Source organism: Streptantibioticus cattleyicolor NRRL 8057 = DSM 46488 (assembly GCF_000240165.1).
Lineage (GTDB): Bacteria > Actinomycetota > Actinomycetes > Streptomycetales > Streptomycetaceae > Streptantibioticus > Streptantibioticus cattleyicolor.
This window is the reverse complement of sequence record NC_017586.1, coordinates 4173211-4198867: the sequence shown is the minus strand read 5'-3', so window position 1 is coordinate 4198867 and position 25657 is coordinate 4173211. Positions and strand designations below refer to the sequence as shown.

At 73.3% G+C, this 25657-nt stretch carries 24 protein-coding genes; 17 read left to right on the top strand and 7 right to left on the bottom strand.

The window, feature by feature from the left end; translation table 11 throughout:
• Positions 1–4: 4 nt before the first annotated feature.
• Positions 5–1426, bottom strand: a complete 1422-nt coding sequence (locus SCATT_RS18520) for an APC family permease (protein ID WP_014144637.1) — start codon at positions 1424–1426, stop codon at positions 5–7.
• Positions 1427–1555: 129 nt separating this feature from the next.
• Here SCATT_RS18520 and SCATT_RS18515 point away from each other — a divergent pair, with 129 nt between their 5' ends.
• Together SCATT_RS18515 and ppgK are read left to right on the top strand one after the other, a co-directional pair.
• Positions 1556–2530 carry a 4-hydroxy-3-methylbut-2-enyl diphosphate reductase gene (locus SCATT_RS18515; RefSeq protein WP_078590785.1) on the top strand — a complete coding sequence of 325 codons (975 nt, stop codon included), beginning with the start codon at positions 1556–1558 and terminating at the stop codon, positions 2528–2530.
• An 80-nt stretch (positions 2531–2610) separates the two neighbouring features.
• Positions 2611–3375 (top strand): polyphosphate--glucose phosphotransferase, encoded by a 765-nt coding sequence (gene ppgK / locus SCATT_RS18510; RefSeq protein WP_014144635.1) that lies wholly within the window; start codon positions 2611–2613, stop codon positions 3373–3375.
• 10 nt (positions 3376–3385) lie between these two features.
• Here ppgK and SCATT_RS18505 read toward each other — a convergent pair whose 3' ends face one another.
• Positions 3386–3982, bottom strand: a complete 597-nt coding sequence (locus tag SCATT_RS18505) for a DUF6542 domain-containing protein (protein ID WP_014144634.1) — start codon at positions 3980–3982, stop codon at positions 3386–3388.
• 141 nt (positions 3983–4123) lie between these two features.
• Here SCATT_RS18505 and xseA point away from each other — a divergent pair, with 141 nt between their 5' ends.
• From xseA to SCATT_RS18490, 3 genes are all read left to right on the top strand, one after another.
• Entirely contained in the window at positions 4124–5341 is a 1218-nt protein-coding gene (gene xseA, locus SCATT_RS18500) for an exodeoxyribonuclease VII large subunit (protein WP_014144633.1), read from the top strand.
• A gap of 71 nt (positions 5342–5412) precedes the next feature.
• A complete protein-coding gene (locus tag SCATT_RS18495) occupies positions 5413–5652 on the top strand; it encodes an exodeoxyribonuclease VII small subunit (RefSeq protein WP_014144632.1) in 240 nt (79 codons plus the stop codon).
• Between the two features lie 137 nt (positions 5653–5789).
• Positions 5790–6383, top strand: a complete 594-nt coding sequence (locus SCATT_RS18490) for a malonic semialdehyde reductase (protein WP_014144631.1) — start codon at positions 5790–5792, stop codon at positions 6381–6383.
• Between the two features lie 51 nt (positions 6384–6434).
• Here SCATT_RS18490 and SCATT_RS18485 read toward each other — a convergent pair whose 3' ends face one another.
• Complete coding sequence (locus SCATT_RS18485; RefSeq protein ID WP_014144630.1) at positions 6435–6944, bottom strand: DUF4245 domain-containing protein; 510 nt, start codon at positions 6942–6944, stop codon at positions 6435–6437.
• 182 nt (positions 6945–7126) lie between these two features.
• Between SCATT_RS18485 and glpX the strand changes: the two genes are divergently transcribed.
• The gene (glpX, locus tag SCATT_RS18480) at positions 7127–8158 is read left to right on the top strand and encodes a class II fructose-bisphosphatase (protein WP_014144629.1); all 1032 of its coding nucleotides are present in this window, start codon (positions 7127–7129) and stop codon (positions 8156–8158) included.
• 92 nt (positions 8159–8250) lie between these two features.
• Here the strand turns inward: glpX and SCATT_RS18475 are convergent, their stop codons facing one another.
• On the bottom strand, positions 8251–8604 hold the full coding sequence (locus SCATT_RS18475; RefSeq protein ID WP_014144628.1) for a WhiB family transcriptional regulator: 354 nt from the start codon (positions 8602–8604) through the stop codon (positions 8251–8253).
• A gap of 184 nt (positions 8605–8788) precedes the next feature.
• Complete coding sequence (locus SCATT_RS18470; RefSeq protein WP_014628300.1) at positions 8789–9484, bottom strand: DUF1707 SHOCT-like domain-containing protein; 696 nt, start codon at positions 9482–9484, stop codon at positions 8789–8791.
• Positions 9485–9615: 131 nt separating this feature from the next.
• On the opposite strand from SCATT_RS18470, the gene SCATT_RS18465 reads away from it, so the two are divergent.
• The 5 genes from SCATT_RS18465 to SCATT_RS18445 all read left to right on the top strand — a co-directional run bounded on the left by SCATT_RS18465 (position 9616) and on the right by SCATT_RS18445 (position 16583).
• Positions 9616–11271 (top strand): fumarate hydratase, encoded by a 1656-nt coding sequence (locus tag SCATT_RS18465; protein ID WP_014144626.1) that lies wholly within the window; start codon positions 9616–9618, stop codon positions 11269–11271.
• An 85-nt stretch (positions 11272–11356) separates the two neighbouring features.
• Complete coding sequence (locus tag SCATT_RS18460; protein WP_041824857.1) at positions 11357–12745, top strand: class II fumarate hydratase; 1389 nt, start codon at positions 11357–11359, stop codon at positions 12743–12745.
• A gap of 135 nt (positions 12746–12880) precedes the next feature.
• The gene (gene fomD / locus SCATT_RS18455; protein ID WP_014628298.1) at positions 12881–13627 is read left to right on the top strand and encodes a cytidylyl-2-hydroxypropylphosphonate hydrolase; all 747 of its coding nucleotides are present in this window, start codon (positions 12881–12883) and stop codon (positions 13625–13627) included.
• A gap of 102 nt (positions 13628–13729) precedes the next feature.
• A complete protein-coding gene (locus tag SCATT_RS18450) occupies positions 13730–14437 on the top strand; it encodes a class I SAM-dependent DNA methyltransferase (RefSeq protein ID WP_014144623.1) in 708 nt (235 codons plus the stop codon).
• A gap of 184 nt (positions 14438–14621) precedes the next feature.
• Positions 14622–16583: a SpoIIE family protein phosphatase gene (locus SCATT_RS18445; RefSeq protein WP_239013313.1), complete on the top strand. Its 1962-nt coding sequence runs from the start codon at positions 14622–14624 to the stop codon at positions 16581–16583.
• Positions 16584–16653: 70 nt separating this feature from the next.
• On the opposite strand, the gene SCATT_RS18440 is transcribed toward SCATT_RS18445, so the two are convergent.
• Positions 16654–18915 carry a transglycosylase domain-containing protein gene (locus tag SCATT_RS18440; protein WP_014144621.1) on the bottom strand — a complete coding sequence of 754 codons (2262 nt, stop codon included), beginning with the start codon at positions 18913–18915 and terminating at the stop codon, positions 16654–16656.
• 241 nt (positions 18916–19156) lie between these two features.
• Between SCATT_RS18440 and SCATT_RS18435 the strand changes: the two genes are divergently transcribed.
• The 5 genes from SCATT_RS18435 to SCATT_RS18415 all read left to right on the top strand — a co-directional run bounded on the left by SCATT_RS18435 (position 19157) and on the right by SCATT_RS18415 (position 24000).
• Positions 19157–20101 (top strand): SPFH domain-containing protein, encoded by a 945-nt coding sequence (locus SCATT_RS18435; RefSeq protein ID WP_014144620.1) that lies wholly within the window; start codon positions 19157–19159, stop codon positions 20099–20101.
• Positions 20098–20349 (top strand): type II toxin-antitoxin system antitoxin, encoded by a 252-nt coding sequence (locus SCATT_RS18430; RefSeq protein ID WP_014144619.1) that lies wholly within the window; start codon positions 20098–20100, stop codon positions 20347–20349. Before SCATT_RS18435 ends, SCATT_RS18430 begins: the two co-directional genes overlap by 4 nt.
• Before the next feature lie 80 nt (positions 20350–20429).
• Complete coding sequence (locus SCATT_RS18425) at positions 20430–20954, top strand: PadR family transcriptional regulator (RefSeq protein WP_014144618.1); 525 nt, start codon at positions 20430–20432, stop codon at positions 20952–20954.
• The gene (locus tag SCATT_RS18420; protein ID WP_014144617.1) at positions 20951–21631 is read left to right on the top strand and encodes an ABC transporter ATP-binding protein; all 681 of its coding nucleotides are present in this window, start codon (positions 20951–20953) and stop codon (positions 21629–21631) included. Before SCATT_RS18425 ends, SCATT_RS18420 begins: the two co-directional genes overlap by 4 nt.
• Positions 21628–24000 (top strand): FtsX-like permease family protein, encoded by a 2373-nt coding sequence (locus tag SCATT_RS18415; protein WP_014144616.1) that lies wholly within the window; start codon positions 21628–21630, stop codon positions 23998–24000. The genes SCATT_RS18420 and SCATT_RS18415 overlap by 4 nt, the downstream gene beginning before the upstream one ends.
• A gap of 10 nt (positions 24001–24010) precedes the next feature.
• On the opposite strand, the gene SCATT_RS18410 is transcribed toward SCATT_RS18415, so the two are convergent.
• Positions 24011–24937 carry a LysR substrate-binding domain-containing protein gene (locus SCATT_RS18410; RefSeq protein ID WP_014144615.1) on the bottom strand — a complete coding sequence of 309 codons (927 nt, stop codon included), beginning with the start codon at positions 24935–24937 and terminating at the stop codon, positions 24011–24013.
• A 162-nt stretch (positions 24938–25099) separates the two neighbouring features.
• On the opposite strand from SCATT_RS18410, the gene SCATT_RS18405 reads away from it, so the two are divergent.
• Positions 25100–25657: a peroxiredoxin gene (locus SCATT_RS18405; RefSeq protein WP_014144614.1), complete on the top strand. Its 558-nt coding sequence runs from the start codon at positions 25100–25102 to the stop codon at positions 25655–25657.

Below are 25657 nucleotides of genomic sequence, written 5' to 3'. Positions count from 1 at the left end.
GACCTCACCGCACCGCCCTCCCCCGCGCCCGCGCCACCCGCTGGCCCGCCAGCACCACCAGCCCCACCGCCAGCCAGCCCAGCCCCACCCACTGCGCGGGCCGGGAGGCGCGGGCGATCACGGCGACCGTCACCGCCAGGCCCAGCAGCGGCACCAGGACGTGCTTCCACCAGCGGAAGGCGGGGCCCCGGCCGCGTACCGCGAACCAGCCGACCACCGACAGGTGCAGCAGCGCGAAGGCGGTGAGCGCGCCCATGTTCACCACCGACACCAGCCGGTCCAGGCCGTCCGCGCGGCGGGCCGCCCACACCGCGGCGACCAGCGTGACGACCGCGGCGACCAGCAGCGCCCGCCCCGGTACGCCGCTGCGTGCGCCGACCTTGGCCAGCGCCGGGGGCAGCCGGCGGTCCCGGGCCATGGCGAAGAGCAGCCGGCCGGCCGCCGCCTGGCCGGCCAGCGCCGCGAACGCCGCCCCGATCGCCTTGCTGACCGCGACGAGCTGGTGGAGCCAGTGGCCCACGCCGGATTCCACGGCGTCGTAGAAGGCCGCGCCCTGCCGGGCCGGCTGCGCGGCGAGGACGGCCGCCGGCTCCGGGGTGAGCAGCGAGACCAGATACGTCTGCGCCATGAAGAGCACCCCGGCCAGCGCCAGGCAGAACAGCAGCGCCCGGGCGACCCGGCCGGCCCCGGCACCGTCCCCGCCACCGGACGCCTCCCCTCCCCCCGACGCCTCCTCCGCGAACGCCGCGATCGCGTCGAACCCCAGGTACGACAGCACCGCCACCGACACCGCCGACACCACGGCCGGGGCCGAGAAGCCGCCGGCCGAGGCCTGGCCGGTGAACGGGGAGGCCCAGCCACGGGTGGCGCCGTGCCAGACCAGGACCACGCAGGCGGCGGCCACGAAGACCAGCAGCACCGCGATCTCCAGCGCGAGCACCAGGAAGCCGACGAGCGCGGCGGTGCGCACCCCGGCGAGGTTGAGCGCGGTGGTGGCCACCACGGCGGCGGCGGTGAAGACCCACTGGGAGACGGCGGGTACCAGCGCGTGCAGCGCGATGCCGCAGAAGAGGTAGGCGACCGCCGGGATCAGCAGGTAGTCCAGGAGCGCCATCCAGCCCGCCACGAACCCGGCGCCGGACCCCAGCCCGGCGCGGGCGTACGCGAAGACCGAGCCGGCCTGCGGCACCACCCGCACCATCTGGGCGTAGGAGTACGCGGTGAACCCCATCGCCACCGTGGCCGCCACGTACACCAGGGCGACCGCGCCGTGCGAGGCGGCGTCCAGCGCGCCGAACACGCCGACCGGGGCCATCGGGGCGATGAACAGCAGCCCGTAGACCACCAGGTCGCGCAGGCCCAGGGTGCGGTGGAGCGCCCCGGCCGGGTGGCCGGTGGCGGGGGCCGGGTCCCTCGTCGTCGCCATCTGGTCGTTCTCCTTCCGCCCGCGTCGCCCCCGCCGTGCCCCCGGTCTCCTCTCTTCCCCCGCGGCGCCCCGGTTCGACCACCCCCGGCGCCGCCGTTGCCCGGGGCGGGCCTTCCGTACGATGGGGTTATGACTGCCACAACTGCCCGTCGGGTCCTGCTCGCCGCTCCCCGTGGTTACTGCGCGGGCGTGGACCGAGCCGTGATCACCGTCGAGAAGGCCCTGGAGCAGTACGGGGCACCGATCTACGTGCGCAAGGAGATCGTCCACAACAAGTACGTGGTGCGGACGCTGGAGAAGAAGGGCGCGATCTTCGTCGACGAGACGGAGGAGGTGCCGGAGGGCTCCATCGTGATCTTCTCGGCGCACGGCGTCGCGCCGGTGGTCCACGAGGAGGCCGCGCAGCGCAAGCTCGCCTCCATCGACGCCACCTGCCCGCTGGTGACCAAGGTGCACAAGGAGGCCCAGCGGTTCGCCCGCGAGGACTACGACATCCTGCTGATCGGGCACGAGGGCCACGAGGAGGTCATCGGCACGATGGGCGAGGCGCCGGACCGCATCCACCTGGTGGACGGCCCGGAGGACGTGGCCTCGGTGCGGGTGCGGGACGAGAACAAGCTGGTGTGGCTCTCCCAGACCACGCTGTCGGTGGACGAGACCATGGAGACGGTGGAGAAGCTCCAGGAGCGTTTCCCGGCCCTGGTCAGCCCGCCCAGCGACGACATCTGCTACGCCACCCAGAACCGCCAGCTGGCGGTCAAGCGGATGGGCGCCGACGCCGAGCTGGTGATCGTGGTCGGCTCGCGCAACTCCTCCAACTCCAAGCGGCTGGTGGAGGTCGCCCTCCAGGCCGGGGCCGGCGACGCCCACCTGGTGGACTTCGCCGACGAGATCGACGAGGCGTGGCTGGAGGGGGTCACCACGGTCGGCGTCACCTCGGGCGCCTCGGTGCCGGAGGTGCTGGTGCAGGGCGTGCTGGAGTGGCTGGCCGAGCGCGGTTACGCGGACGTGGAGATCATCCGGGCCGCCGAGGAGAGCATCCAGTTCTCGCTCCCCAAGGAGCTGCGCCGGGATCTGCGGGCGGAGACCGCCGCCGCGGAGTGACCCCGCCCGCGGGACCGCTTCCCGCCACGGAATGATCGTTTCGCCGGGTGCCGCCGTTCCCGGGGCCGTAGCGTAGGCCCATGACTGTCTTCGGTGTGGACATCGGCGGCTCCGGGATCAAGGGCGCCCCGGTCGATCTCGGCCGGGGCGAGCTGGCGGGGGAACGGTTCAAGGTGCTGACCCCGCATCCGTCCGAGCCGGCCGCCGTGGTGGCCGGGGTGCGTCAGGTCGTCGGGCATTTCGGCTGGTCGGGACCGGTCGGGGTGACCTTCCCCGGTGTCGTCACGGACGGGGTCACCCGTACCGCGGCCAACATGCACCCCGACTGGGTGGACGTGGACGCGCGGGCGCTGCTCTCCGAGGCGCTGGGCGTGCCGGTCACGGTGCGCAACGACGCGGACGCCGCCGGACTGGCCGAGATGCGGTTCGGGGCGGGCCGGGGCCACGACGGCACCGTCATCGTGCTCACCTTCGGCACCGGCATCGGCAGCGCGGTCTTCCACCGGGGCCGGCTGCTGCCCAACACCGAGCTGGGCCATCTTGAGCTGCACGGCCACGACGCGGAGAAGCGGGCCGCCGCGCGGGTCAAGGACGACCACGGCATGAGCTGGCCGCAGTGGGCGGCGCGGGTCGAGGAGTACCTGGCCGAGGTGGAGAAGTTGTTCTCGCCCGAGCTGCTGGTGCTCGGCGGCGGGGTCAGCCGCAAGGCGGAGAAGTTCCTGCCGCTGCTCAGGGGGGTGCGCGCGAAGATCGTCCCGGCGCGGTTGCACAACGAGGCCGGGATCGTCGGGGCCGCGATGGAGGCGGCGGCCGAGCACGCGGGCGCGGGGACCGGCACGGCCTGACGCCGGGGGCTCAGCGGGCCGGGCCGCCCCGGGCCGGCAGGAGCTTGCGGGTCGCGGTCACCGCGGCGGCCAGCAGCGTGCCGGTGTAGAGCCAGCCGGTGTGGGTGGCCAGCGAGGTCACCATGCCCATGAGGTGGCCGAGCACCCCTTCCCCGGCGCCGGGTCCGGTGACGGCGAGGGTGAGCGCGAACGCGATCGGGGCGCTGACCGGCGCGGCGGCGAGGTCGGCCGGGCGTACCCACAGCGCGCCGAGCAGGCTCGCGGTGGTGAACAGCAGGCCGCAGAAGATTCCGGGGCCGTCGGAGAGCAGTGCGTCGGCGGCGCCGCCGAGCAGGGTGAGCGCGGTGATGAGGACGCCGGTGCCGAAGCCGGTCAGCCGGGCCTTGGGTCGGGCGGCGCGGGCGAGCGCGGCGACGGCCGCCCGGGGCAGCGGGGTCCGGCGCCGGGTGCCGTAGACGGTGGCCCGTTCCTCCTCCGCCGTCCGGGGGGCGGGGGTGGTGGCGGGCCGGTTCCCCTGGCGTCCTCGGGCGACGGCGGGCCTCGGCAGCCTGGGCCGACCGCCGGGGGCGCGGGAGGTGTTCGGGGTGCGCGTACGGGGTTGGTCCACGCCACCAAAGTAGGTGCGCACCCGCGCCGATCCGCGCGCGGGACGCGTGACGCGCCAGCCTCGGCGATGCGTTCGAATACGTCCTGGATCGCGGGCCGTCGTCCGGGAGGGATTGTCCGAAGCGGCGGCTATGGTCGCGGTATGGCACTGAACACGTCAGCGGAAGCGCCGGTCCCGGTCGGTGAGGTGTCGCGGCTGATCGGGAGGTGGATCGACCGGCTGGGGGCGGTGTGGGTCGAGGGGCAGATCACCCAGTTGTCGCGGCGGCCGGGGGCCGGGGTGGTCTTCCTGACGCTGCGGGATCCGTCGCGGGACGTGTCGATCGGCGTGACGTGTTTCCGGGCGGTCTTCGACGCGGTGGCGGACGTGGTCTCCGAGGGGGCCCGGGTGGTGGTCTTCGCCAAGCCCGAGTGGTACGCGCCGCGGGGGCAGTTGTCGCTGCGGGCGACGGAGATACGTCCGGTGGGCGTCGGTGAACTCCTGGCGCGGCTGGAGCGGTTGAAGCGGTCGCTGGCCGCCGAGGGGCTCTTCGCCGCCGACCGCAAGAAGCGGCTGCCGTTCCTGCCGCAGCTCATCGGGCTGGTCTGCGGCCGTGCCTCGGCCGCCGAGCGCGACGTGCTGGAGAACGCCCGGCACCGCTGGCCCGCCGTCCGCTTCGAGGTGCGCAACGTCCCCGTCCAGGGCACCCAGGCGGTGGCCCGGGTGATCGACGCGGTGAAGGAGCTGGACGCGCGCCCCGAGGTGGACGTGATCATCGTGGCGCGCGGCGGCGGCAGCGTGGAGGATCTGCTGCCCTTCTCCGACGAGCGCCTGGTGCGCGCGGTCGCCGACTGCCGTACCCCGGTGGTCTCGGCCATCGGGCACGAGCCGGACTCGCCGCTGCTGGACCTGGTGGCCGATCTGCGCGCCTCCACCCCGACCGACGCGGCGAAGAAGGTCGTGCCGGACGTCGGCGAAGAGCTGGCGCGGGTGCGGCAGTTGGAGGAGCGGGCGCTGCGCTGCGTGACGCATCTGCTCGACCGTGAGGAGCGCGGGCTCGCCTCGGTGCTGAGCCGGCCGTGGATGGCCGACCCCTACCGGATGGTGGCGGAGCGGGAGGAGGCGGTGGCGGGGCTGCTGCACCGGGCCCGGCGCACCCTGGGCCACCTGCTGGACCGGGCCGACGCCGATCTGGAGCACACCCGGGCCCGGGTGGTGGCGCTCTCCCCCGCCGCCACGCTGCGCCGGGGGTACGCGGTGCTCCAGCGGGCGGACGGGGCGGTGGTGCGGGCGCCGGAGGAGGTCGCCGAGGCGGAGCGGCTGCGCGCCCGGGTCGCCGACGGCGAGTTCGCGGTACGGGTGACGGCGGATCCGGCCTGACCGCCCCGTCCCCTCCCGCCTGGCCGGATGCGCGGCACCGTGGTGTCGTACCCGGCGCCTACGCTTGCCGCATGGCAGATCAGGACACGCTGGGGTACGAGCAGGCGCGCGACGAGCTGGTCGACGTGGTGCGGCGGCTGGAGGCCGGGGGCTCGACGCTGGAGGAATCCCTGGCCCTGTGGGAACGCGGCGAGGAGCTGGCCAAGGTGTGCCGCCACTGGCTGGAGGGCGCCCGCCGCCGGCTGGACGCGGCGCTGGCCGAGGAGGAGCCGGCCACGCCCGCGGAGAACGCCCCGGCCGCCGAGGCGTGACCGGGGCGCCCTGGCGGCGCGTGAGCGAGGTCACCGCACGACGCCGGAATTGTTGAACTTTCATCTAAGTTGGATAGAGTGCCCGGGACGCGCCGCAGCGGCGCGTCCGCCTCCTGCCCGACCCGAAGGTTCACCACATGACTCTCGCACTCGACGACGCCGCCCAGGACCTGCTCTTCCGCGCCGCCCGCACGGCCAACTCCTTCACCGACGAGCCGGTGGACGACGAGCAGATACGGGCCGTGTACGACCTGGTCAAGTACGCGCCGACCGCCTTCAACCAGCAGCCGCTGCGGGTGGTGCTGGTCCGCTCCGCCGAGGCCCGCGAGCGGCTGGTCCGCCACATGTCCGAGGGCAACCAGGCCAAGACGGCCGCCGCGCCGCTGGTGGCGGTCCTGGCCGCGGACCACGAGTTCACCACCGAACTGCCCACCCAGTTCCCGGCGTTCCCGCAGGCCAAGGACGTCTTCTTCGCCGAGCGCGCGGTGCGTGAGCGCTCCGCCGCGTTCAACGCCACGCTCCAGGTCGGCTACTTCATCCTCGGTGTGCGCGCCGCCGGGCTCGCCGCCGGCCCGATGACCGGGTTCGACGCCGACGGGGTCGCCAAGGAGTTCTTCGCCGACGGCGACCACTCCGTGCTGGCCGTGGTCAACATCGGCAAGCCGGGCCCGGACGCGTTCCGCCCGCGCGGCCCGCGGCTCGCCTACGACGAGGTCGTCACCACCGTCTGAGCCGGCCGGACGGAACGGGGCGCGCGGCAGGTGGCCGCGCGCCCCGTGCCGTCAGGACGTCCGCAGCGCCGCCGCCATCCTCGCCAGCTGGCCGTACGGCGCCGTCCCGGTGACCAGCGTGGTCACCCCGTGGCCGTGGCGCACCAGGGCGCGGTAGCGACCGCCGTCGTAGCGGTCCCAGGTGACGCCGGACACCTGCTGCGAGCCGTCCTTGCCGGACTGCACGGTGGTGGCGGCGATGAACTTGTCCGGGTCGCCGTTGCTCTGCTCGACGGCCACGTACTCGTTCTCCGGGTCGATGAAGCCCAGGTGCCAGGTGGTGGCCCTGGGGTCGGCGGCGTCGTAGTGCACCGAGGTGGGGCGCCACTTCCCGCCGAGTCCGTCCGGGGCCGCCACCGGGTAGGGCGCGGCACGCCGGGCCTGCCCCAGCTCCACGTTGTAGCTCACCGTCTTGACGGGGTCCTCACCCGAGTGCGGGACGAACAGGTAGATAGCGGCGACGACCACCCCGATCGCCGCCAACGACAGCACCATGTCCCGTACCGTCTGCTTTCCGCGCATGCTAGCCACGCCTCCATCGTCCCCCATGGCCGTGGCGGCGCCGCGCAGGGGTCGGCCGCACGCCGCCGGTGGCGTGGTTGTGCCGCTCATGTGACAGGCGCCCTGCTCAGCCGGGAGCGCGACCGATACAGTCACAGGACCCTCATATTTCCGGCCGTCGCCGTACAGAAAGGTGCGCTCCGATGACCGAGCACCACCTGCCGTCCCAGCTCGAAGTGAGCCCGGAGGCTCCCGACCGCAACCTGGCCCTGGAACTCGTCCGGGTGACCGAGGCCGCCGCGATGGCCGCCGGCCGCTGGGTCGGCCGTGGCGACAAGAACGGCGCGGACGGCGCCGCGGTGAAGGCCATGCGCACCCTGGTGCACACCGTCTCGATGAACGGCGTCGTCGTGATCGGCGAAGGCGAGAAGGACGAGGCGCCGATGCTCTACAACGGCGAGCGCGTCGGCGACGGCACCGGACCCGAGTGCGACGTGGCCGTCGACCCGGTGGACGGCACCACGCTCACCGCCAAGGGCATGCCCAACGCGGTCTCGGTGCTGGCGGTGGCCGAACGCGGCTCGATGTACGACCCGTCCGCCGTCTTCTACATGGACAAGCTGGTCACCGGCCCGGAGGCGGCCGACTACGTGGACATCACCGCGCCGCCGTCGGTGAACATCCGCCGGGTGGCCAAGGCCAAGAAGTCCTCGCCGGAGGACGTCACCGTGGTCGTCCTGGACCGGCCGCGCCACGAGGGCCTGGTCAAGGAGATCCGGGAGACCGGCGCCCGGATCAAGTTCATCGCGGACGGGGACGTGGCCGGCGCCATCATGGCGGCCCGCGAGGGCACCGGTGTCGACCTGCTGCTGGGCATCGGCGGCACCCCGGAGGGGATCATCACCGCGTGCGCCATCAAGTGCCTGGGCGGGGTGATCCAGGGCAAGCTGTGGCCCAAGGACGACGCCGAGCGGCAGCGGGCCCTGGACGCCGGCCACGACCTGGACCGGGTGCTCTCCACCGACGACCTGGTCCGCGGCGACAACGTGTTCTTCGTGGCCACCGGGATCACCGACGGCGAGCTGCTGCGCGGGGTGCGCTACAAGGCGGAGACCGCCACCACCTCGTCGCTGGTGATGCGCTCCAAGTCGGGCACCATCCGGCAGATCGACTCCTCCCACCGGCTGTCGAAGCTGCGCGCCTACAGCGCCATCGACTTCGACCGCGCCCGCTGAACCGCCGCCGTCCCACGACGGCGTAACGGGACCGGGGCCCCGCCGTGACGGCGGGGCCCCGGTCCCGTGGTGACGCAGGCGCGGCGCGCGGCTCAGCCGGCCGCGGCGATCCGGGAGGCGCGCTGGAGTTCGGCGTCCCGCCGCCGCCGCCGGGCGAGCACCACCCGGCGTTCGGCCGCGGTCAGCCCGCCCCACACGCCGTACGGTTCCGGTTGCAGCAGCGCGTGCTCCCGGCATTCGAGCATGACCGGGCACCGCGCGCAGACCCTCTTCGCGGCCTCCTCCCGGGACAACCGCGCGGCGGTCGGCTCCTTCGACGGCGCGAAGAACATCCCGGCCTCGTCACGCCGGCATGCGGCCTCGGCGTGCCAGGGACCGGCCAGGTCCCGGGGGTGACGAAGCGGGGACGCAAGCCCGTCCTTCGCGGTCTCGATCGGTTGCAGCACGGGGTACTCCTGACGACGGCTTCGGCGTTGTGTCACCCTTGCCCGTCGCTGCGCACGGCTGTCCTTGCCGTGACCCTTCCCCGCCCAGCCGTGCGAGAGACGATGCGGAAGCCTTACCCGCTGTGCGCTGGTTCATGCGGAGAGTACGCGCCCGTACTCGCCCGGTGGCCGTCAACTGCCGCCGTCAGCCGTCGAGTTGACCGCGCGTCCAGGCGCGCAGCCGCTTGCCGCGGCGCGGTTTGGCCTCCACCCCGCCGAAGAGCGCGACGCCGGAGACGACCACCACGGGGGCGTCGGGGTCGGTCGACTCGTGGGTGCGGACGTCGAAGCCGCCGAAGACGCCGCTGCCGGTGCCGCGCAGCGTGACGTTCTCCGGCACCTTGATCTCCACGCCGCCGAAGACCGCGACCACGTTGACGACGACCTCCCGCTGCTCGAAGACGGCCTCGGTCAGGTCGATCTCGATCCCGCCGAAGCAGGCGAAGGCGTTGGTGCGCCGCCCCACCCGCCAGCGGCCCTTGCGGACGGAGCCGCCGAAGACCGCGACGAGGTTCTGGGTGTCGGCCTCACCGGCGGGGGCGGCCGGCGGATACCCGGCGGGCTCCGGGCGCGGCGTCCGGTCGGCCGGGTGTGCCGGCAGATCGCGGACGAGCGGGGCCAGCTCGCCGACGGTCCGGGCGGCGTAGGCGGCGTCGAGGCGTTCGGAGTGTTCCTCGGCGGTCAGCCGGCCCTCCGCGAGGGCCTCCCGCAGGATCTCGGCGATCCGGTCGCGGTCCGCGTCGGAGGCGCGCAGCGCGGCCTCCGCGTCGGTGCCGGCCGGCTGTTGGGTTCGCTTGATGAGCGACGGCTTCTGGAGCGGCGACTCGTCCACGGCGACCACGATAGCCAAACGCGATAGATCGTGACCAGTTCCGGGTCCCGGGCGGAGGTGGGGGAGCTCACGGCTCGGCCCGTCCCGGAACGTTCTACGCTTGTCACGCCTTCGTCGACGCCGCCGAGTGAGGACTTGCGATGCCTGAATTCGCCTATACGGATCTGCTTCCCCAGGGCGAGGACACCACGCCGTACCGGCTGGTGACCTCCGAGGGCGTGAGCACGTTCGAGGCCGGCGGGCGGACGTTCCTCAAGGTGGAGCCGGAGGCGCTGCGCAAGCTGGCCGAGGAGGCGATCCACGACATCCAGCACTACCTGCGCCCGGCCCACCTGGCCCAGCTGCGCCGGATCGTCGACGACCCCGAGGCGTCCGCCAACGACAAGTTCGTCGCCCTGGACCTGCTGAAGAACGCCAACATCGCGGCGGCCGGCGTGCTGCCGATGTGCCAGGACACCGGCACCGCGATCGTGATGGGCAAGCGCGGCCAGAACGTGCTGACCGAGGGGGGCGACGAGGAGGCGCTCTCCCGCGGCGTCTACGACGCGTACACCAAGCTCAACCTGCGCTACTCCCAGATGGCGCCGCTGACCATGTGGGAGGAGAGGAACACCGGCTCCAACCTGCCCGCGCAGATCGAGCTGTACGCCACCGACGGCGGCGCCTACAAGTTCCTCTTCATGGCCAAGGGCGGCGGCAGCGCCAACAAGTCCTTCCTGTACCAGGAGACCAAGGCCGTCCTCAACGAGGCGTCCATGATGAGGTTCCTGGAGGAGAAGATCCGTTCGCTGGGCACGGCCGCCTGCCCGCCGTACCACCTGGCGATCGTGGTCGGCGGCACCAGCGCCGAGTACGCGCTGAAGACCGCGAAGTACGCCTCCGCGCACTACCTGGACAACCTGCCCACCGAGGGCTCCCCGCTCGGCCACGGCTTCCGTGACACCGAGCTGGAGGAGAAGGTCTTCGAACTGACCCAGAAGATCGGCATCGGCGCCCAGTTCGGCGGCAAGTACTTCTGCCACGACGTCCGCGTGGTGCGGCTGCCCCGGCACGGCGCCTCCTGCCCGGTGGCCATCGCGGTCTCCTGCTCCGCCGACCGCCAGGCGGTCGCCAAGATCACCGCCGAGGGCGTCTTCCTGGAGCAGCTGGAGACCGACCCGGCGCGCTTCCTGCCCGACACCACCGACGAGCACCTCGACGAGGGCGACGTGGTGAGGATCGACCTCAACCAGCCGATGGAGTCGATCCTCGCCGAGCTGACCAAGTACCCGGTCAAGACCCGTCTGTCGCTGACCGGTCCGCTGGTCGTGGCGCGCGACATCGCGCACGCCAAGATCAAGGAACGGCTGGACGCGGGCGAGGAGATGCCGCAGTACCTCAAGGACCACCCGGTGTACTACGCCGGCCCGGCGAAGACCCCCGAGGGGTACGCCTCCGGTTCCTTCGGCCCGACCACGGCCGGCCGCATGGACTCCTACGTCGAGCAGTTCCAGGCGGCGGGGGGCTCGAAGGTGATGCTCGCCAAGGGCAACCGCAGCAAGCAGGTCACCGACGCCTGCCACGCCCACGGTGGCTTCTACCTCGGCTCCATCGGCGGCCCGGCCGCCCGCCTCGCCCAGGACTGCATCAAGAAGGTCGAGGTCCTGGAGTACGAGGAGCTGGGCATGGAGGCGGTGTGGAAGATCGAGGTGGCGGACTTCCCGGCGTTCATCGTGGTGGACGACAAGGGCAACGACTTCTTCACCGACCCGGCGCCGTCCCCGACGTTCACCAGCATCCCGGTGCGTTCCTCATGACCCGCTGACGGCGTGTCGTACACCCTTTCGAGCGAATGAGACGGTGCCCGGGAACACTTCGGTGGCCCCGGGCACTGTCATAGGTATGAGTGACGAATACCGGATCGAGCACGACTCGATGGGCGAGGTGCGCGTCCCGGCGCACGCCAAGTGGCGGGCGCAGACCCAGCGCGCCGTGGAGAACTTCCCGATCAGCGGCGGCCGGCTGGAGCGCGCCCACATCGAGGCGCTGGCCCGGATCAAGGCCGCCGCCGCCAAGGTCAACGCCGAACTCGGCGTGGTGGACAAGGAGGTCGCCGAGGCGATCGTGCAGGCGGCCGGCGAGGTCGCCGAGGGCCGCTGGGACGACCACTTCCCGGTCGACGTCTTCCAGACCGGCTCGGGCACCTCGTCCAACATGAACGCCAACGAGGTGATCGCCACCCTCGCCGCCGAGCGGCTGCGCCGCCCGGTCCACCCCAACGACGAGGTCAACGCCAGCCAGTCGTCCAACGACGTCTTCCCCTCCTCGCTGCACATCGCCGCCGCCTCCGCGGTCACCCGCGACCTGATCCCGGCCCTGGACCACCTGGCCGCCGCGCTGGAGGCGAAGTCGGCCGAGTTCGCCGAGGTGGTCAAGTCCGGCCGCACGCACCTGATGGACGCCACGCCGGTCACCCTCGGCCAGGAGTTCGGCGGTTACGCGGCGCAGGTGCGGTACGGGATCGAGCGGCTGGAGTCGGCGCTGCCGCGCCTGGCCGAGCTGCCGCTGGGCGGCACCGCGGTGGGCACCGGGATCAACACCCCGCCCGGTTTCGCCCCGGCGGTCATCGCCGAGGTGGCCCGGGCCACCGGGCTGCCGCTGACCGAGGCGCGCAACCACTTCGAGGCGCAGGGCGCGCGGGACGCGGTGGTGGAGACCTCGGGCCAGCTGCGGACGATCGCGGTGGGCCTGACGAAGATCGCTAACGATCTGCGGTGGATGGCCTCCGGGCCGCGCACCGGCCTCGCCGAGATCAACCTGCCCGATCTGCAACCGGGTTCGTCCATCATGCCCGGCAAGGTCAACCCGGTGATCCCGGAGGCGGTGCTGATGGTGGCCGCCCAGGTCACCGGGAACGACGCCACCATCGCGGTGGCCGGCGCGGCCGGCAACTTCGAACTCAACGTGATGCTGCCGGTGATCGCCAAGAACGTGCTGGAGTCCGTCCGGCTGCTGGCCAACGTCTCCCGGCTGCTGGCCGACCGCACGGTGGCCGGCATCACCGCCAACGCCGAACGGGCCAGGGAGTACGCCGAGTCCTCCCCCTCGGTGGTCACCCCGCTCAACCGTTACCTGGGTTATGAGGAGGCGGCCAAGGTGGCCAAGCGGTCGCTGGCCGAGCGGCGGACGATCCGTGAGGTGGTGCTGGACTCCGGTTATGTGGAACGGGGGCTGATCACCGAGGAGCAACTGGACGAGGCGCTCGACGTGCTGCGGATGACCCGGCCGTGACGGCGCTCCGTAGGATCCGGTCACGAAGGGGCCGCCGATGCCGAAAGCGACGAGACCGAGCGAGCGAGGAACGGGCGAGCGCGGCGTCGAGGAGTGTCGGCATCGGACCGAAGGCCCCGGAGGCGAAGGAAGACGATGACAGCCGAGACACCACCCGTGCCGGCCGCCGCCCGGGTGCCCGCGGCCGGTTCCGTCCCCGGCCCGGCCGCGGGCGGACGCTGGGCGCCGGGGGCGCAGATCCTGTGGCGCTACCGGGGCAACGGTGCCCGTTACGACCGGCAGGTGCACATCGCGCGCCCGGTCACCGTGGTCCGTGACGACCCCGGGCTGCTCGCGGTCTGGATGGCGCCGGGCACGCCGTGCGTGCGCCCGGTGCTCGCCGACGGCACCCCGGTGCACGCCGAACCGCTCGCCACCCGGTACCGCAAGCCCCGGGCGACCAGGGTCGACCCGTGGCACGGCACCGGGGTGCTCAAGCTGGCCCGGCCCGGCGAGCCGTGGTCGGTGTGGCTCTTCTGGCACCCCGACTGGGAGTTCAAGAACTGGTACGTCAACCTGGAGGAGCCGCTGCGCCGTTGGCCCGGCGGGGTCGACTCGCAGGACCACTTCCTGGACATCGTGGTGGCCCCGGACGGCGGCTGGGAGTGGCGGGACGAGGACGAGTTCGCCCAGGCGCTCGCCGACGGACTGCTGGACGAGGCGGCGGCGGCCGGGGTGCGGCGGGCCGGGGAGCGCGCGGTCTCCGTGATCGAACGGTGGGGTCCGCCGTTCCGGGACGGCTGGCCGCGCTGGCGTCCGGACCCGTCCTGGACGGTTCCGGCGCTCCCGGTCGGGTGGGACCGGCTCCCGTGGGACCACGGCCGGCCGCCGGGAAATCCGTAAGCCCCTTGATGTGCCCCTCCCCCCGGTACGTAGGATCGTCCTCCGCAACATCGGCGAAAACGCAAGCAGCAACCAAAGCTTGACGCTCAGTCAGGGGGCTCCGTGACAACCGGCCGCTACGACGAGACAGGGGTCCCCCGCACCGAGGACCGGCGGCGGGACCGCACCGGCCAGGCCGAGGCGTTCGACGCCATCGGCGACCGGTACGACGAGGCGTTCCCGCACAAGGAGGGCCAACTGGCCGCGGGGCGCTGGCTGATCGAGTCGCTGCCGGCCGGCGCCCGGGTGCTCGACCTCGGCTGCGGCACCGGCCTGCCCACCGCCGGCCAGCTCGCCGCGGCCGGGCTCGACGTGACCGGCGTCGACCTGTCGGCCGGCATGGTCGAACTGGCCCGGCGCCAGGTGCCGCAGGCCACGTTCCACCGGCTCGACATCGCCGATCTGGCCCCCGGCGCCGCGGGCGCCGCCGCCCTCGGCGGCACCGGCCGCTACGACGCCGTCGCCGCGTTCTTCTCCCTGCTGATGCTGCCGCGCGCGGAGATCACCGAGGCGCTGACCGCCATTCATGACCTCCTGGTGCCCGGCGGGTTGCTGGCGCTTTCCATGGTGGAGGCCGATGTGGACGATGTCGTGATTCCGTTCCTGGGAAACGCGATTCGGGTATCCGGATACTTGCGGGACGATTTGCGCCGGGTCGTGCGCGGCGCGGGCTTCGAGATCGTCGAGGAGACGTCATACGCGTACGCGCCGGCGAGCACCGACGTGCCGCCGGAGGAACAGCTCTTCCTGAACTGCCGACGGCTCGCCTGACCGGCTACCCAGATCGCCTGCGGCGCACGGACGGATACGGATGGAACCCCTAGCGTGACGGAGCACCGCGCCCCCCCGTCGGGCGGCCCAGGAGACAATCGCGCCGAGCGGCGCCGCGGCACGCCCGCGTACCGCTCCGGCCGCGGAGGCACGCACCCGGCTGCCGGGCGGCGCCCCGGCCGCGGTGCCCGACCCGCTCGGGGTCCACCGCCCCGTGCCGGCGCAGGCCGCCTCGCCCGCCGACGAGCCGGGCGGCCACGACGATCCGCGCGACCCCGCGTCGGAGGCGGCCGGCCCGCGTCCGCTGAGCGACCCGCCGGACGGGCGTACCCGTCCCGCGCCCGGCCCGGTGCCGGCCGCGCTGCCGGTGCCGCCGGAGCCGGCCGTGGCGCGCCCGGGCGCCCAAGGGCCCGCCGATCCGCCTCGGCCGCGCCCGGAGGGTGAGGAGCCGCACGACACCGAGCGGCTGCGGTACATCGGCGCCGCCACCCGGCGCATCGCCCGCGGCATCGACCTGGACGAGATCGTGCTGGGGCTGTGCCGTTCGGTGGTGCCCACCTTCTCCGACGCGATCCTGGTCTACCTGCGCGACCCGCTGCCGGTGGGCGACGAGCGGCCGGTGGAGCCGCTGGTGCTGCGGCTGCGCCGGACCGACCGCATCGCCGACGACACCGACACCACCGGCCACGCCCAGGACGGTCCGCTGCTGCCGCTGATGCCGGCCCCCGAGGTCAGCGGCGCCGCCGAGACCACCGAGGTGCGGATGGACGGTCCGCTGGCCGAGGTGCTGCGCGGGGTGCGCCCGCTGTTCGCCACCGGACCCCAGGTGGCGCAGGCCCTGACCGAACTGGTCGGCGCCACGGTGCCGGGCGGCCGGCGGGCGATCCTGGCCCCGCTGCGCGGCCGGCGCCGGGTGATCGGCGCGGTGGTGCTGCTGCGCCGCCCCAACCGGGCCGCGTTCGACCCGGCCGATCTGCTGGTCGCCGCCCAGCTGGCCACCCACACCGCGCTCGGGGTCGACAAGGCGGTGCTCTACGGCCGCGAGGCGGACATCGCCGACTCGCTCCAGCGCGCCATGCTCCCCGACTCGCTGCCGCAGCCCACCGGCGTCCGGCTGGCCAGCCGTTACCTGCCCGCCGCGGAGACCGCCCGGGTCGGCGGCGACTGGTACGACGCCATCCCGCTGCCCGGCTCCCGGGTGGCGCTGGTGGTCGGGGACGTGATGGGCCACTCCATGCAATCGGCCGCGATCATGGGCCAGTTGCGCACCACCGTGCAGACCCTGGCCGGGCTCGACCTGCCGCCGCAGGAGGTCCTCTACCACCTCGACGAGCAGGCCCAGCGGCTCGGCCACGACCGGATGGCCACCTGCGTCTACGCGGTCTACGACCCGATCGCCCACCGGCTGGTGGTGGCCAACGCCGGCCATCCGCCGCCGGTCCTGCTGCACGGCGACGGCCGCACCGAGGTGCTGCGGGTCCCGCCCGGCGCCCCGATCGGGGTGGGCGGGGTGCCGTTCGAGGCGGTGGAGCTGCCCGCCCCGGCCGGCGCCACCTTGCTGCTGTACACCGACGGCCTGGTGGAGTCGCGCACCCGGGACGTGTGGGAGGGCATCGAACGGCTGCGGGAGCGGCTGCGCACCGTGGGCTCCATAGTCTGCCCGCCGCCGCTGGAGCCGCTGTGCGACGAGGTGCTGGACATCCTCGGTCCCGGGGACCGGGACGACGACATCGCGCTGCTGGCGGCCCGGTTCGACGGCATAGCCCCCAGCGACGTCGCCTACTGGTTCCTGGAGCCGCATCCGCAGACCGCCGGACGCGCCCGCCGCCTGGTGCGCCGCGCCCTGCACCGCTGGGCCCTGGACGATCTGGCCGAGGCGGTCGAGCTGCTGGTCAGCGAGGTGGTGACCAACGCGGTTCGGCACGCCGAACGGCCGATCACGCTGCGTCTGCTCCGCACCGACGTGCTGCGGGTGGAGGTCGGCGACGACGCCCCGCAGCTGCCGCGGATGCGCCACGCCCAGCCGCAGGACGAGAACGGGCGCGGCCTGTTCCTGGTCAACCGGGTGGCCCAGCGCTGGGGGGCGACGCGGCTGAGCGCCGGCAAGGTCGTCTGGTTCGAGCTGCCGCTGCCGCCCGCGGGGTGAGACGCCGTCCGGAACGCCACGACCCCGCCCCCTTCTCAAGCGGGGCGGGGTCGCGGTGGTCCGGCCGGGGTCAGCCCTGGCCCTGGCCGCCGTCGCCGGGCGGCTGCTGGGCGTTGCCGGTCGGCGGCGGGGGCACGGTCGGCTGCACCGGGGGCGGCGCCTGGGTGTGGCCGCCGGTTCCGCCGGGGCCGCCGCCCGGCTGGTGCGAGCCGCCGCCATGGTTGCCGTGGGACGGGGCGTCGCTGCTGCCGGAGCCGGGCACCGGCGGGGCGGAAGCGGCGTGCGAGGCGGGCGCCGACGGCGGCGTCGACGGGGGCGCCGAGGAGGTGGCCGGCGGGGCCGAGCCGACGGGGGTGTCCGGTTGCAGCGCGGCGCCCTGGTCGGTCTGGAGGTCGAACTGCTGGGCGTCGGTGCCCTCCAGCGCGGCCCGGGTGTAGCTCCCCCAGATCTGCGCGGGCAGGCCGCCACCGTTGACCCGGCCGCCGCCGGCCAGGCCGCGCAGCGTGGACTGCGAGCCGTTCTTGGCGTCCTGGGCGAAGAGCCCCACCGAGGTGACCAGGTTCGGGGTGTAGCCGGTGAACCAGGCCGACTTGTTGTTGTCCGAGGTGCCGGTCTTCCCCGCCACCTGGCTGTCCTGGTGCGCGGAGGTACCGGTGCCGGAGTTGACCACGCCGGTCAGCACCGAGGTGAGGGTGTCGGCGGTGGAGCGGCTGACCGCCTGGTCGCCGACGGGGTTCTTCAGCTGGACCGGGGTGCCGCCGCGCACCGCGGACTTCACGATGCTCGGGGTGACCTTGCGGCCGTGGTCGTCGAAGGTGGCGTAGATGCCCGCCATCTGCAACGGGCTGGCGCCCATGGTGCCCAGCGCGATCGCCGGGCCGTCCCGCAGCCCCGCGGTGTCGGCGGGCATGCCGAGCTTGACGGCGGTGTCGGCGACCTTGTTCAGGCCGACGTCCACGGCCATCTGCGCGAAGACCGAGTTGACCGACTGGTCCATGGCCTTCTGCACGGTGATCGGGCCGTAGCTGACCTGGTCCTCGTTGGGCGGCGCGAACGGCGTCGGAGTGCCTTGCACCGGGCGGCGGTTGGTGCCGTCGTAGACGGTGTCGGCGGTGATCCGGCGGCCGTCCTGGGTGGAGGCGCCGTTCTCCAGCGCGGCGGCGAGCACCAGCGGCTTGAAGGTGGAGGCCACCTGGTAGTCGGTGCGGGTGGCGTTGGAGATCCACTGCTTGGGGTAGCCGGCGCCGCCGTAGAGGGCGACCACCTGGCCGTTGCGCGGGTCCACCGAGACGGCGCCGGCCTGGACGTCGGCGTCGGCCTTGCGCTGCGCCGGGTCGAGCTGGTCGGTCAGCTCGGTCTTGACCGCCTGTTCCAGGTCCTTCTGCTTGGCCGGGTCTATCGTCAGGGTGATCGTCCAGCCGCCGGCCGCGAGTTCGTCGGCGTCGACGGCGCCGCTGGAGGTGAGCTGCTTGTTGGCCAGCTCCACGAAGTAGCCGGTCTGGCCGGTCAGCCCCGGGGTGCCCTTGGGGGCGTGCGGCTGCGCGAAGGCGGTCCTCGCCCGCTGGGCCGGGTCCAGCCAGTGCATCTGGACCATGTTGTCGAGCACGTAGTTCCAGCGCTGGGTGGCCAGCCGCTTGCCCTCGGGGGTGGCGGTGGCCATGTCGTACTCGCCCGGCGCCTGGACGAGGGTGGCGAGGTAGGCGCCCTGGGCGACGGTGAGCTTGGAGACGTCGACGCCGTAGTACGCCTGGGCGGCGGCCTGGATGCCGTAGGCGCGGCGGCCGAAGAAGACGGTGTTGAGGTAGCCCTCGAGGATCTGGTCCTTGCTCATCTCCCGGTCGACCTTGAGGGAGATGAACAGCTCCTTGAGCTTGCGGGAGACCGTCTGGTTCTGGTTGAGGTAGAAGTTCTTGACGTACTGCTGGGTGATGGTCGAGCCGCCCTGCTTGCCGTGGCCGGAGACGGTGTTGTACAGGGCGCGGGTCATGCCCTTGAGGTCGACGCCGCTGTCGCTGTAGAACGTCTTGTTCTCCGCGGCCACGAAGGCATGCTGGACGGGCTGGGGTATCTGGCTGAGCGGGACACGTTCCCGGTTGACCTGGCCGGTGCGGGCGATCACCTTGCCGTCGGCCGTCTTGTAGATGTTGGCCTGGGCCATGGCCGCCGCGTTGGCCTTGGGTATGTCGACGTACAGGTAGAGCGCCGCGAAGGCGGCCATGCCGAGCAGGACGAGACCGAGGACGCTGCCCAGCGACCACTTGAGCAGCCGGCGGCGCGGCTTGCCGCCGGCCGCGTCGGCTCTGCGTGACCCGGCCTTGCTTCTGGTGCCCACGTACGGCCTCTCCTCACCCCGCCTGGCGATCTTCGTCCACGCTGCTCTTACCGAAGCGCGACCGTTGAAGCTAGCACCCGAACCTCTCTTTATTTGGCAAAAGTCGCACAATTTCGGCACGTGAGAAGGCCCACGTCCCTGCCCCGCAACCAAAAAATGTGCTAACACTTTGCTAGACGCACGACAGCGTCTCCACGCACCACGAGCGTCCGGTCGAGAGCGCCGGAGAGACGGGGAAGCCATGTCCGACCCGATAGCCACCGACCCCCTCGGCACGCCCGAGATGCCGGCGCCGCGGATCACCGAGCGGCGCGCCCTGGGCATGCCGGGGCTCCCCTTCCTGCTGCTGGCCCTGGTCGCGCTGGCGGGCGGCATCGCGCTGGTCGCGGTCGGCGCCGGGATGTCCTCGTCCGGCTCGTCGGCCACGTCCGTCGCGCTCGTGCTCATCGGCGCGGTGGTGATCGTCGCCGATCTGATCACGCTGGCCGGGCTCACCCAGGTCGCCCCCGGCGAGGCCCGGGTCTGCCAGCTCTTCGGGCGCTACCAGGGCACCATCCGGCAGGACGGGCTGCGCTGGGTGAACCCGTTCACCTCGCGCCGCCGCATCTCCACCCGGCTGCGCAACCACGAGACCGACGTGCTCAAGGTCAACGACGCCTACGGCAACCCGATCGAGATCGCCTGCGTGGTGGTCTGGCAGGTGGAGGACACCGCGCAGGCCGTCTTCGAGGTGGACAGCTTCGTGGACTTCGTCTCCATCCAGACCGACACCGCGGTCCGCCACATCGCCACCAACTACGCCTACGACGCGCACGGCGCGGACGAGTTGTCGCTGCGGGAGAACGCCGAGGCGATCACCGAGCAGCTCTCCGCGGAGATCGCGGCGCGGGTGGTGTCGGCGGGGGTGCGGATCATCGAGTCCCGCTTCACGCACCTGGCCTACGCCCCGGAGATCGCCTCGGCGATGCTCCAGCGCCAGCAGGCCGGGGCGATCGTCGCCGCCCGGCAGACCATCGTGGACGGCGCGGTCGGCATGGTCGAGAGCGCCCTGAACCGGATCGCCGAGCAGGGCCTGGTCGACCTCGACGAGGAGCGCAAGGCGGCCATGGTCAGCAACCTGCTGGTGGTGCTGTGCGGCGACCGCGCGGCCCAGCCGGTCCTCAACACGGGCACCCTCTACCAGTGACCGACGAGCACCCCGACCCGCCGCGCGGGCCCGCCCCCCGCGGCGAGCGAAAGAAGGTGCTGCTGCGGCTGGACCCGGCGGTCCACGACGCCATCGCCCGCTGGGCGGCGGACGAGCTGCGCAGCACCAACGCGCAGATCGAGTTCCTGCTGCGGCGTGCGCTCGCCGAGGGCGGCCGGATGCCCGGCGGCGTCCGCCCCGTCCGCCGCCCCGGCCGGCCCCCCAAGGAGAGCCACCCGGACGAGTGACGCCGCCCGGCGCCATCCGTCCGGGGTGGCCCCCGATGATCTATACACGCGGTGTATACGCGTGGTGTAGAGTCGCCGGTATGTCCATCGGCCACACCTTCCTCGGGCTCCTGGAGTCCGGCCCACGCCACGGGTACGACCTCAAGCGCGCCTTCGACCAGCGCTTCGGGCACGACCGTCCGCTCGCCTACGGGCAGGTGTACTCCACGCTGGCCCGGCTGCTGAAGCACGGGCTCGTGGAGGTCGACGGCATCGAGCCGGGCGGCGGTCCGGAACGCAAGCGGTACGCCATCACCGACGCCGGGATCACCGACATCGCCCGCTGGCTCGCCCAGCCGGAGAAGCCCGAACCGTACCTGCAGAGCACCCTGTACCACAAAGTGGTGCTGGCGCTGCTCACCGGACGCGGCGCCCACGAGGTGCTCGACACCCAGCGCGCCGAGCATCTGCGGCTGATGCGCGAGCTGACCCGCCGCAAGACCGGCGGCGACCTCGCCGACCAGCTCGTCTGCGACCACGCGCTGTTCCACCTGGAGGCCGATCTGCGCTGGCTGGAGCTGACCGCCGCCCGGCTCGACCAGCTCGCGAGGGAGATACGACGATGACCGCACCGCTGCTGCGCGCCACCGCGCTGGCCAAGTCCTACGGCCCCACCCGGGCGCTGGAGAACGCGGAGTTCTCCCTCCGCGCCGGTGAGGTGGTCGCCGTGATGGGCCCCTCCGGCTCCGGCAAGTCCACGCTGTTGCACTGCCTGGCCGGGATCGTCCGCCCCGACGCCGGCCAGGTCTTCTACCGCGACCGGGAGCTGTCCGCGATGAGCGACGGCCAACGCAGCGCGCTGCGCCGCGGGGAGTTCGGCTTCGTCTTCCAATTCGGCCAGCTCGTCCCGGAGTTGACCTGCCTGGAGAACGTGGCGCTACCGCTGCGGCTGGCCGGGACCGGGCGCCGGGCCGCCGAGGAACGCTCCCGCGAGTGGCTGGCCCGGCTGGAGGTCGAGCAGGTGACCGCCAAGCGCCCCGGCGAGGTCTCCGGCGGCCAGGGCCAGCGGGTCGCGGTGGCCAGGGCGCTGGTCACCGGCCCCCGGCTGCTCTTCGCCGACGAACCCACCGGCGCCCTCGACTCGCTCAACGGAGAACGCGTGATGGGACTGCTGACCGCCGCCGCCCGGGAGAACGGCACCGCCGTCGTCCTGGTCACCCACGAGGCCCGGGTCGCCGCGTACTCCGACCGCGAGGTCGTGGTGCGCGACGGCCGCTGCCGGGATCTGGAGCCGGCCGCATGAGCGCGTCGACCCGCTGGAGCCGGGACCTGCTGCTGGGCGCCCGGCTCGCCGTCAGCGGCGGCAAGGAGGGGTGGACCCGCACCGCGCTCACCGGGATCGGCGTGGCGCTCGGGGTGATGGTGCTGCTCTTCGCCGCCGCCGCGCCGGCCATGTACGCCGCCCGCTTCGAGCGCGAGGCCGCCGTCTCCCCGCCGGTCACCCAGGGCGAGGACGTGAAGGCGTCCGACACCACCATGACGGTGATCCAGGCGAACACCACCTTCCGCGACACCTCGGTGCACGGCACGCTGCTGCGGCCGGACGGCTCCCGGCCGCCGCTGCCGCCGGGGGTGGACCGGATCCCCGCGCCCGGCGAGATGGTGGCCTCCCCCGAGCTGCGGCGGATGCTCGCCGACCCCGGCAACGCGCTGCTGCGCCAACGGCTGCCCTACCGGGTGGTCGGCACCATCGGTGACGCGGGGCTGACCGGGCCGCGCGATGTCACCTACTACGCCGGATACCGCAACACCGGGCCGTTCTTCGGCGGTGTGCGGCGGATCGACCACTTCGGCCAGCGGGAACAGCAGCAGCGGCAGGACCCGGTGCTGCTGGTGCTGGTGGTCATCGTTCTGGTGGTGCTGCTGCTGCCGGTGGGGGTCTTCATCGCCACCGCCGTGCGGTTCGGCGGTGAGCGGCGCGACCGGCGGCTGGCGGCGCTGCGGCTGGTGGGCGCGGACGCCGCGATGACCCGGCGGACGGCGGCCGGGGAGGCGCTGTCCGGGGCACTGCTCGGACTGGTGCTGGGCGCCGGACTCTTCCTGGTCGTCCGGGAGTTCCTCACCGGCATCTCGCTGCTGGACCTCAACGTCTTCCCGGCCGACATCATGCCGGGTCCGGGGCTGACCGCGCTGGTCGCGGTGGGGGTGCCGGCGGCGTCGGTGGGGGTGACGCTGCTGGCGCTGCGCGGGGTGGCCATCGAGCCGCTGGGGCTGATGCGGCAGGCCACGCCGAGGCGGCGGCGGCTGTGGTGGCGGCTGGTGCTGCCGGTGGCGGGTCTGCTGGTGCTGCTGCCGATGGCGGGTCAGGCCGCGGTGGGCTCCTCCTCGTCCGTCAACCGCTACGCCGTCGCCGGTGGCGCGGTGCTCGTCCTGGCCGGCGGCACCACGCTGCTGCCCTGGCTGGTCGAGGCGGTGGTACGGCGCCTCGGCGGCGGCCCGGTGCCGTGGCAACTGGCGACCCGGCGGCTCCAGTTGAGCAGCGGCGCGGCGGCCCGCACGGTCGCCGGGATCACCGTGGCGGTGGCCGGTGCCATCGCCGTGCAGACGCTCTTCCACGCGGTGGAGAACCGCTACGTCACCGAGGCCGACCACGACCCGGCGCGCGGCCGGATCCAGGCGTCGGTCCAGGTACGCGACGGGGTCCAGGCCCGCCAGGTGATCACCGCGTTCCGCACCACGGCGGGCGTCGCCTCGCTGGTCGGCACCACCGAGTCGGCGGCGGCCGTGGTCGGCGCGCGCCGCACGGCCGACGGGGTGCCGCAGGTGCCGGTGGGCGTGGCCGACTGCGGCACGCTGCGGCAGATCGCCCGGATCGGCGCCTGCCGGGACGGCGACGTCTTCGTGGTCACCGATCCGCGGACCGACCACACCGGGGAGGACCCGGCGACCGCCCTGACCGCGCTGGCCCGCCCCGGGCGCACCCTGGACCTGAACACCGTCGGCCCCGGCGAGCACGTCACCGGGCCCCCGCGACCGTGGCGGATCCCGGCCGGCACCCGCCAGGTCACCGCCGTCACGACGGCCGACGGCTCCCGCGAGGGCCTCTTCGCCACCCCCGGCGCGCTCAGCCCGGGCGACCTGGCCGAGCCGCGGGCGATGGTCATGATGCGGCTCGACCCGCACGACCCGGACGCCGCGGACCGGGTCCGCAACACCGGCGTCCGGCTGGACCCCACCGACCCGACGATGGTGCTCAGCGCGACCCGTACCGACAGCACCTACGCCCGTATCGAGCACGCCATGCGGATCGGGGCGGTCGCGACGCTGCTGGTGATCGGGGCCAGTCTGCTGGTGTCGCTGGTGGAACAGTTGCGGGAGCGCCGGCGGTTGCTGGCGGTGCTGGTGGCGTTCGGCACCCGGCGCGGCACGCTGGCGCTGTCGGTGCTGTGGCAGGCGGCGGTGCCGATGGTGCTGGGGCTCGCGCTGGCGGTGGCGGCCGGGCTGGGGCTGGGCGCGCTGCTGCTGCGGCTGGTGCGGGTGCCGGTGGGCTACGACTGGTCCGTCGTCGCGCAGCTCACCGCGGCCGGCGCGGCGGTGGTGGCCGCGGTGACCGCGCTGTCGCTGCCGCCGCTGTGGCGGATGATGCGCCCGGAGGGGCTGCGCACCGAGTGACCCGCGCAGGTCACCCGGCGATGCGCACCGGCAGCGGGCGCAGCGCCTCGCGCAGCGCGGCGGCGAAGGCCTCGAACTCCTCGGCCCGGGCCGCCGTGCTCCGCCGCACCAGCGCGATCCGGCGGGCCGGCGCCGGATCGCGGAAGTAGCCGGTGGCCAGGTGGCCGCCGCGGGCGGTCTCCACCCGTACCGCGGTCCGCGGCAGCAGGGTGACCCCGAGGCCGCCGGCCACCAGCTGGACCAGGGTGGACAGCCCGGCGGCGCTGGTGGTCACCGGGTGGGAGGCGTCCCGGCCGGCCTCACGGCAGACGTCCAGCGCCTGGTCGCGCAGGCAGTGGCCCTCCTCCAGCAGCAGCAGGTCCAGCTCGCGCAGCTCCTCACGCGGGATGTCGCCGCGTCCGGCCAGCCGGTGGCCCTCCGGCATCACCAGCACGAAGTCCTCGTCGAACAGCGGGAGTTCGGTGACGCCCGGGGCCTCGACCGGCACCGCGAGCAGCAGCAGGTCGAGCCGGCCGGCAGTGAGGCCGTCGACCAGCGAGGCGGTCTGCTCCTCGTGCACCTGGAGGTCGAGCGCCGGGTAGCGGTCGTGCACCAGGCGCAGCACGATGGGCAGCAGGTAGGGGGCGACGGTGGGGATCACGCCCAGCCGCAGCGGTCCGGTGAACGGCGCGCGGACCGCCTTGGCCTCCTCCAGCAGCGCCCCGACCGCCGCCAGCACGGTACGGGCCCGGCCGGCCAGCCGTTCCCCGGCCGGGGTGAGCAGCACCCGCCGGGTGGTACGTTCCAGCAGCCGGACCCCCAGCGTCTCCTCCAGCGCGGCCACCGCGCCGGAGAGCGCCGGCTGGCTGGTGCCGGTGGCCGCGGCGGCGTCCCGGAAGTGCAGGTGCTCGGCGACCGCGGCGAAGGCCCGCAGCTGCGCGAGGGTGGGCTGGCGCATGGGGTTACCGTCTCCTTGGCGGCTCCGGCTCCGGGCCGGGCGGGGTCACAGGGCGTTGATCGGAAGTTCTTATCAGATTACCCCGGAGCGGCTATTTCTCTATATCAATGCCTCTGTGGCACGGTGGACGGGTCCAACCCGCAAGAAACACGGAGGCACGCAGTGCTCACTGTTGGTGACCAGTTCCCCGCCTACCAGCTCATGGGCGTGGAAGGCCCGTCCGCCGACAAGCTGGAGATCAAGGAGTACAGCTCCGAGCAGTTCGCCAAGGGTTGGTCGGTGGTCTTCTTCTGGCCGAAGGACTTCACCTTCGTCTGCCCGACCGAGATCGCGGCGTTCGGCAAGCTGAACGACGAGTTCGCCGACCGCGACGCGCAGATCATCGGCGTCTCCGGCGACTCGGAGTTCGTCCACCACGCCTGGCGCCGGGACCACAAGGACCTGGCCGACCTGCCCTTCCCGATGCTGGCCGACCCCAAGCACGAGCTGATGCGGGCGCTGGGCGTCGAGGGCGCGGACGGCTACGCCCAGCGCGCGGTCTTCGTCGTCGACCCCAACAACGAGATCCAGTTCACCATGGTGACCGCCGGTTCCGTGGGCCGTAACCCCAAGGAGGTCCTGCGGGTCCTCGACGCCCTCCAGACCGACGAGCTGTGCCCGTGCAACTGGAGCAAGGGCGACGAGACCCTGGACCCGGTCAAGCTGCTGGCCGGTGAGTGA

Excerpts from the sequence above, each read along its gene's own strand:
- SCATT_RS18520 (WP_014144637.1), bottom strand. The coding sequence starts at position 1,426 with ATGGCGACGACGAGGGACCCGGCCCCCGCCACCGGCCACCCGGCCGGG.
- SCATT_RS18515 (WP_078590785.1), top strand. The coding sequence starts at position 1,556 with ATGACTGCCACAACTGCCCGTCGGGTCCTGCTCGCCGCTCCCCGTGGT.
- ppgK (WP_014144635.1), top strand. The coding sequence starts at position 2,611 with ATGACTGTCTTCGGTGTGGACATCGGCGGCTCCGGGATCAAGGGCGCC.
- xseA (WP_014144633.1), top strand. The coding sequence starts at position 4,124 with ATGGCACTGAACACGTCAGCGGAAGCGCCGGTCCCGGTCGGTGAGGTG.
- SCATT_RS18495 (WP_014144632.1), top strand. The coding sequence starts at position 5,413 with ATGGCAGATCAGGACACGCTGGGGTACGAGCAGGCGCGCGACGAGCTG.
- SCATT_RS18490 (WP_014144631.1), top strand. The coding sequence starts at position 5,790 with ATGACTCTCGCACTCGACGACGCCGCCCAGGACCTGCTCTTCCGCGCC.
- SCATT_RS18485 (WP_014144630.1), bottom strand. The coding sequence starts at position 6,944 with ATGCGCGGAAAGCAGACGGTACGGGACATGGTGCTGTCGTTGGCGGCG.
- glpX (WP_014144629.1), top strand. The coding sequence starts at position 7,127 with ATGACCGAGCACCACCTGCCGTCCCAGCTCGAAGTGAGCCCGGAGGCT.
- SCATT_RS18465 (WP_014144626.1), top strand. The coding sequence starts at position 9,616 with ATGCCTGAATTCGCCTATACGGATCTGCTTCCCCAGGGCGAGGACACC.
- SCATT_RS18460 (WP_041824857.1), top strand. The coding sequence starts at position 11,357 with ATGAGTGACGAATACCGGATCGAGCACGACTCGATGGGCGAGGTGCGC.
- fomD (WP_014628298.1), top strand. The coding sequence starts at position 12,881 with ATGACAGCCGAGACACCACCCGTGCCGGCCGCCGCCCGGGTGCCCGCG.
- SCATT_RS18435 (WP_014144620.1), top strand. The coding sequence starts at position 19,157 with ATGTCCGACCCGATAGCCACCGACCCCCTCGGCACGCCCGAGATGCCG.
- SCATT_RS18425 (WP_014144618.1), top strand. The coding sequence starts at position 20,430 with ATGTCCATCGGCCACACCTTCCTCGGGCTCCTGGAGTCCGGCCCACGC.
- SCATT_RS18420 (WP_014144617.1), top strand. The coding sequence starts at position 20,951 with ATGACCGCACCGCTGCTGCGCGCCACCGCGCTGGCCAAGTCCTACGGC.
- SCATT_RS18415 (WP_014144616.1), top strand. The coding sequence starts at position 21,628 with ATGAGCGCGTCGACCCGCTGGAGCCGGGACCTGCTGCTGGGCGCCCGG.
- SCATT_RS18410 (WP_014144615.1), bottom strand. The coding sequence starts at position 24,937 with ATGCGCCAGCCCACCCTCGCGCAGCTGCGGGCCTTCGCCGCGGTCGCC.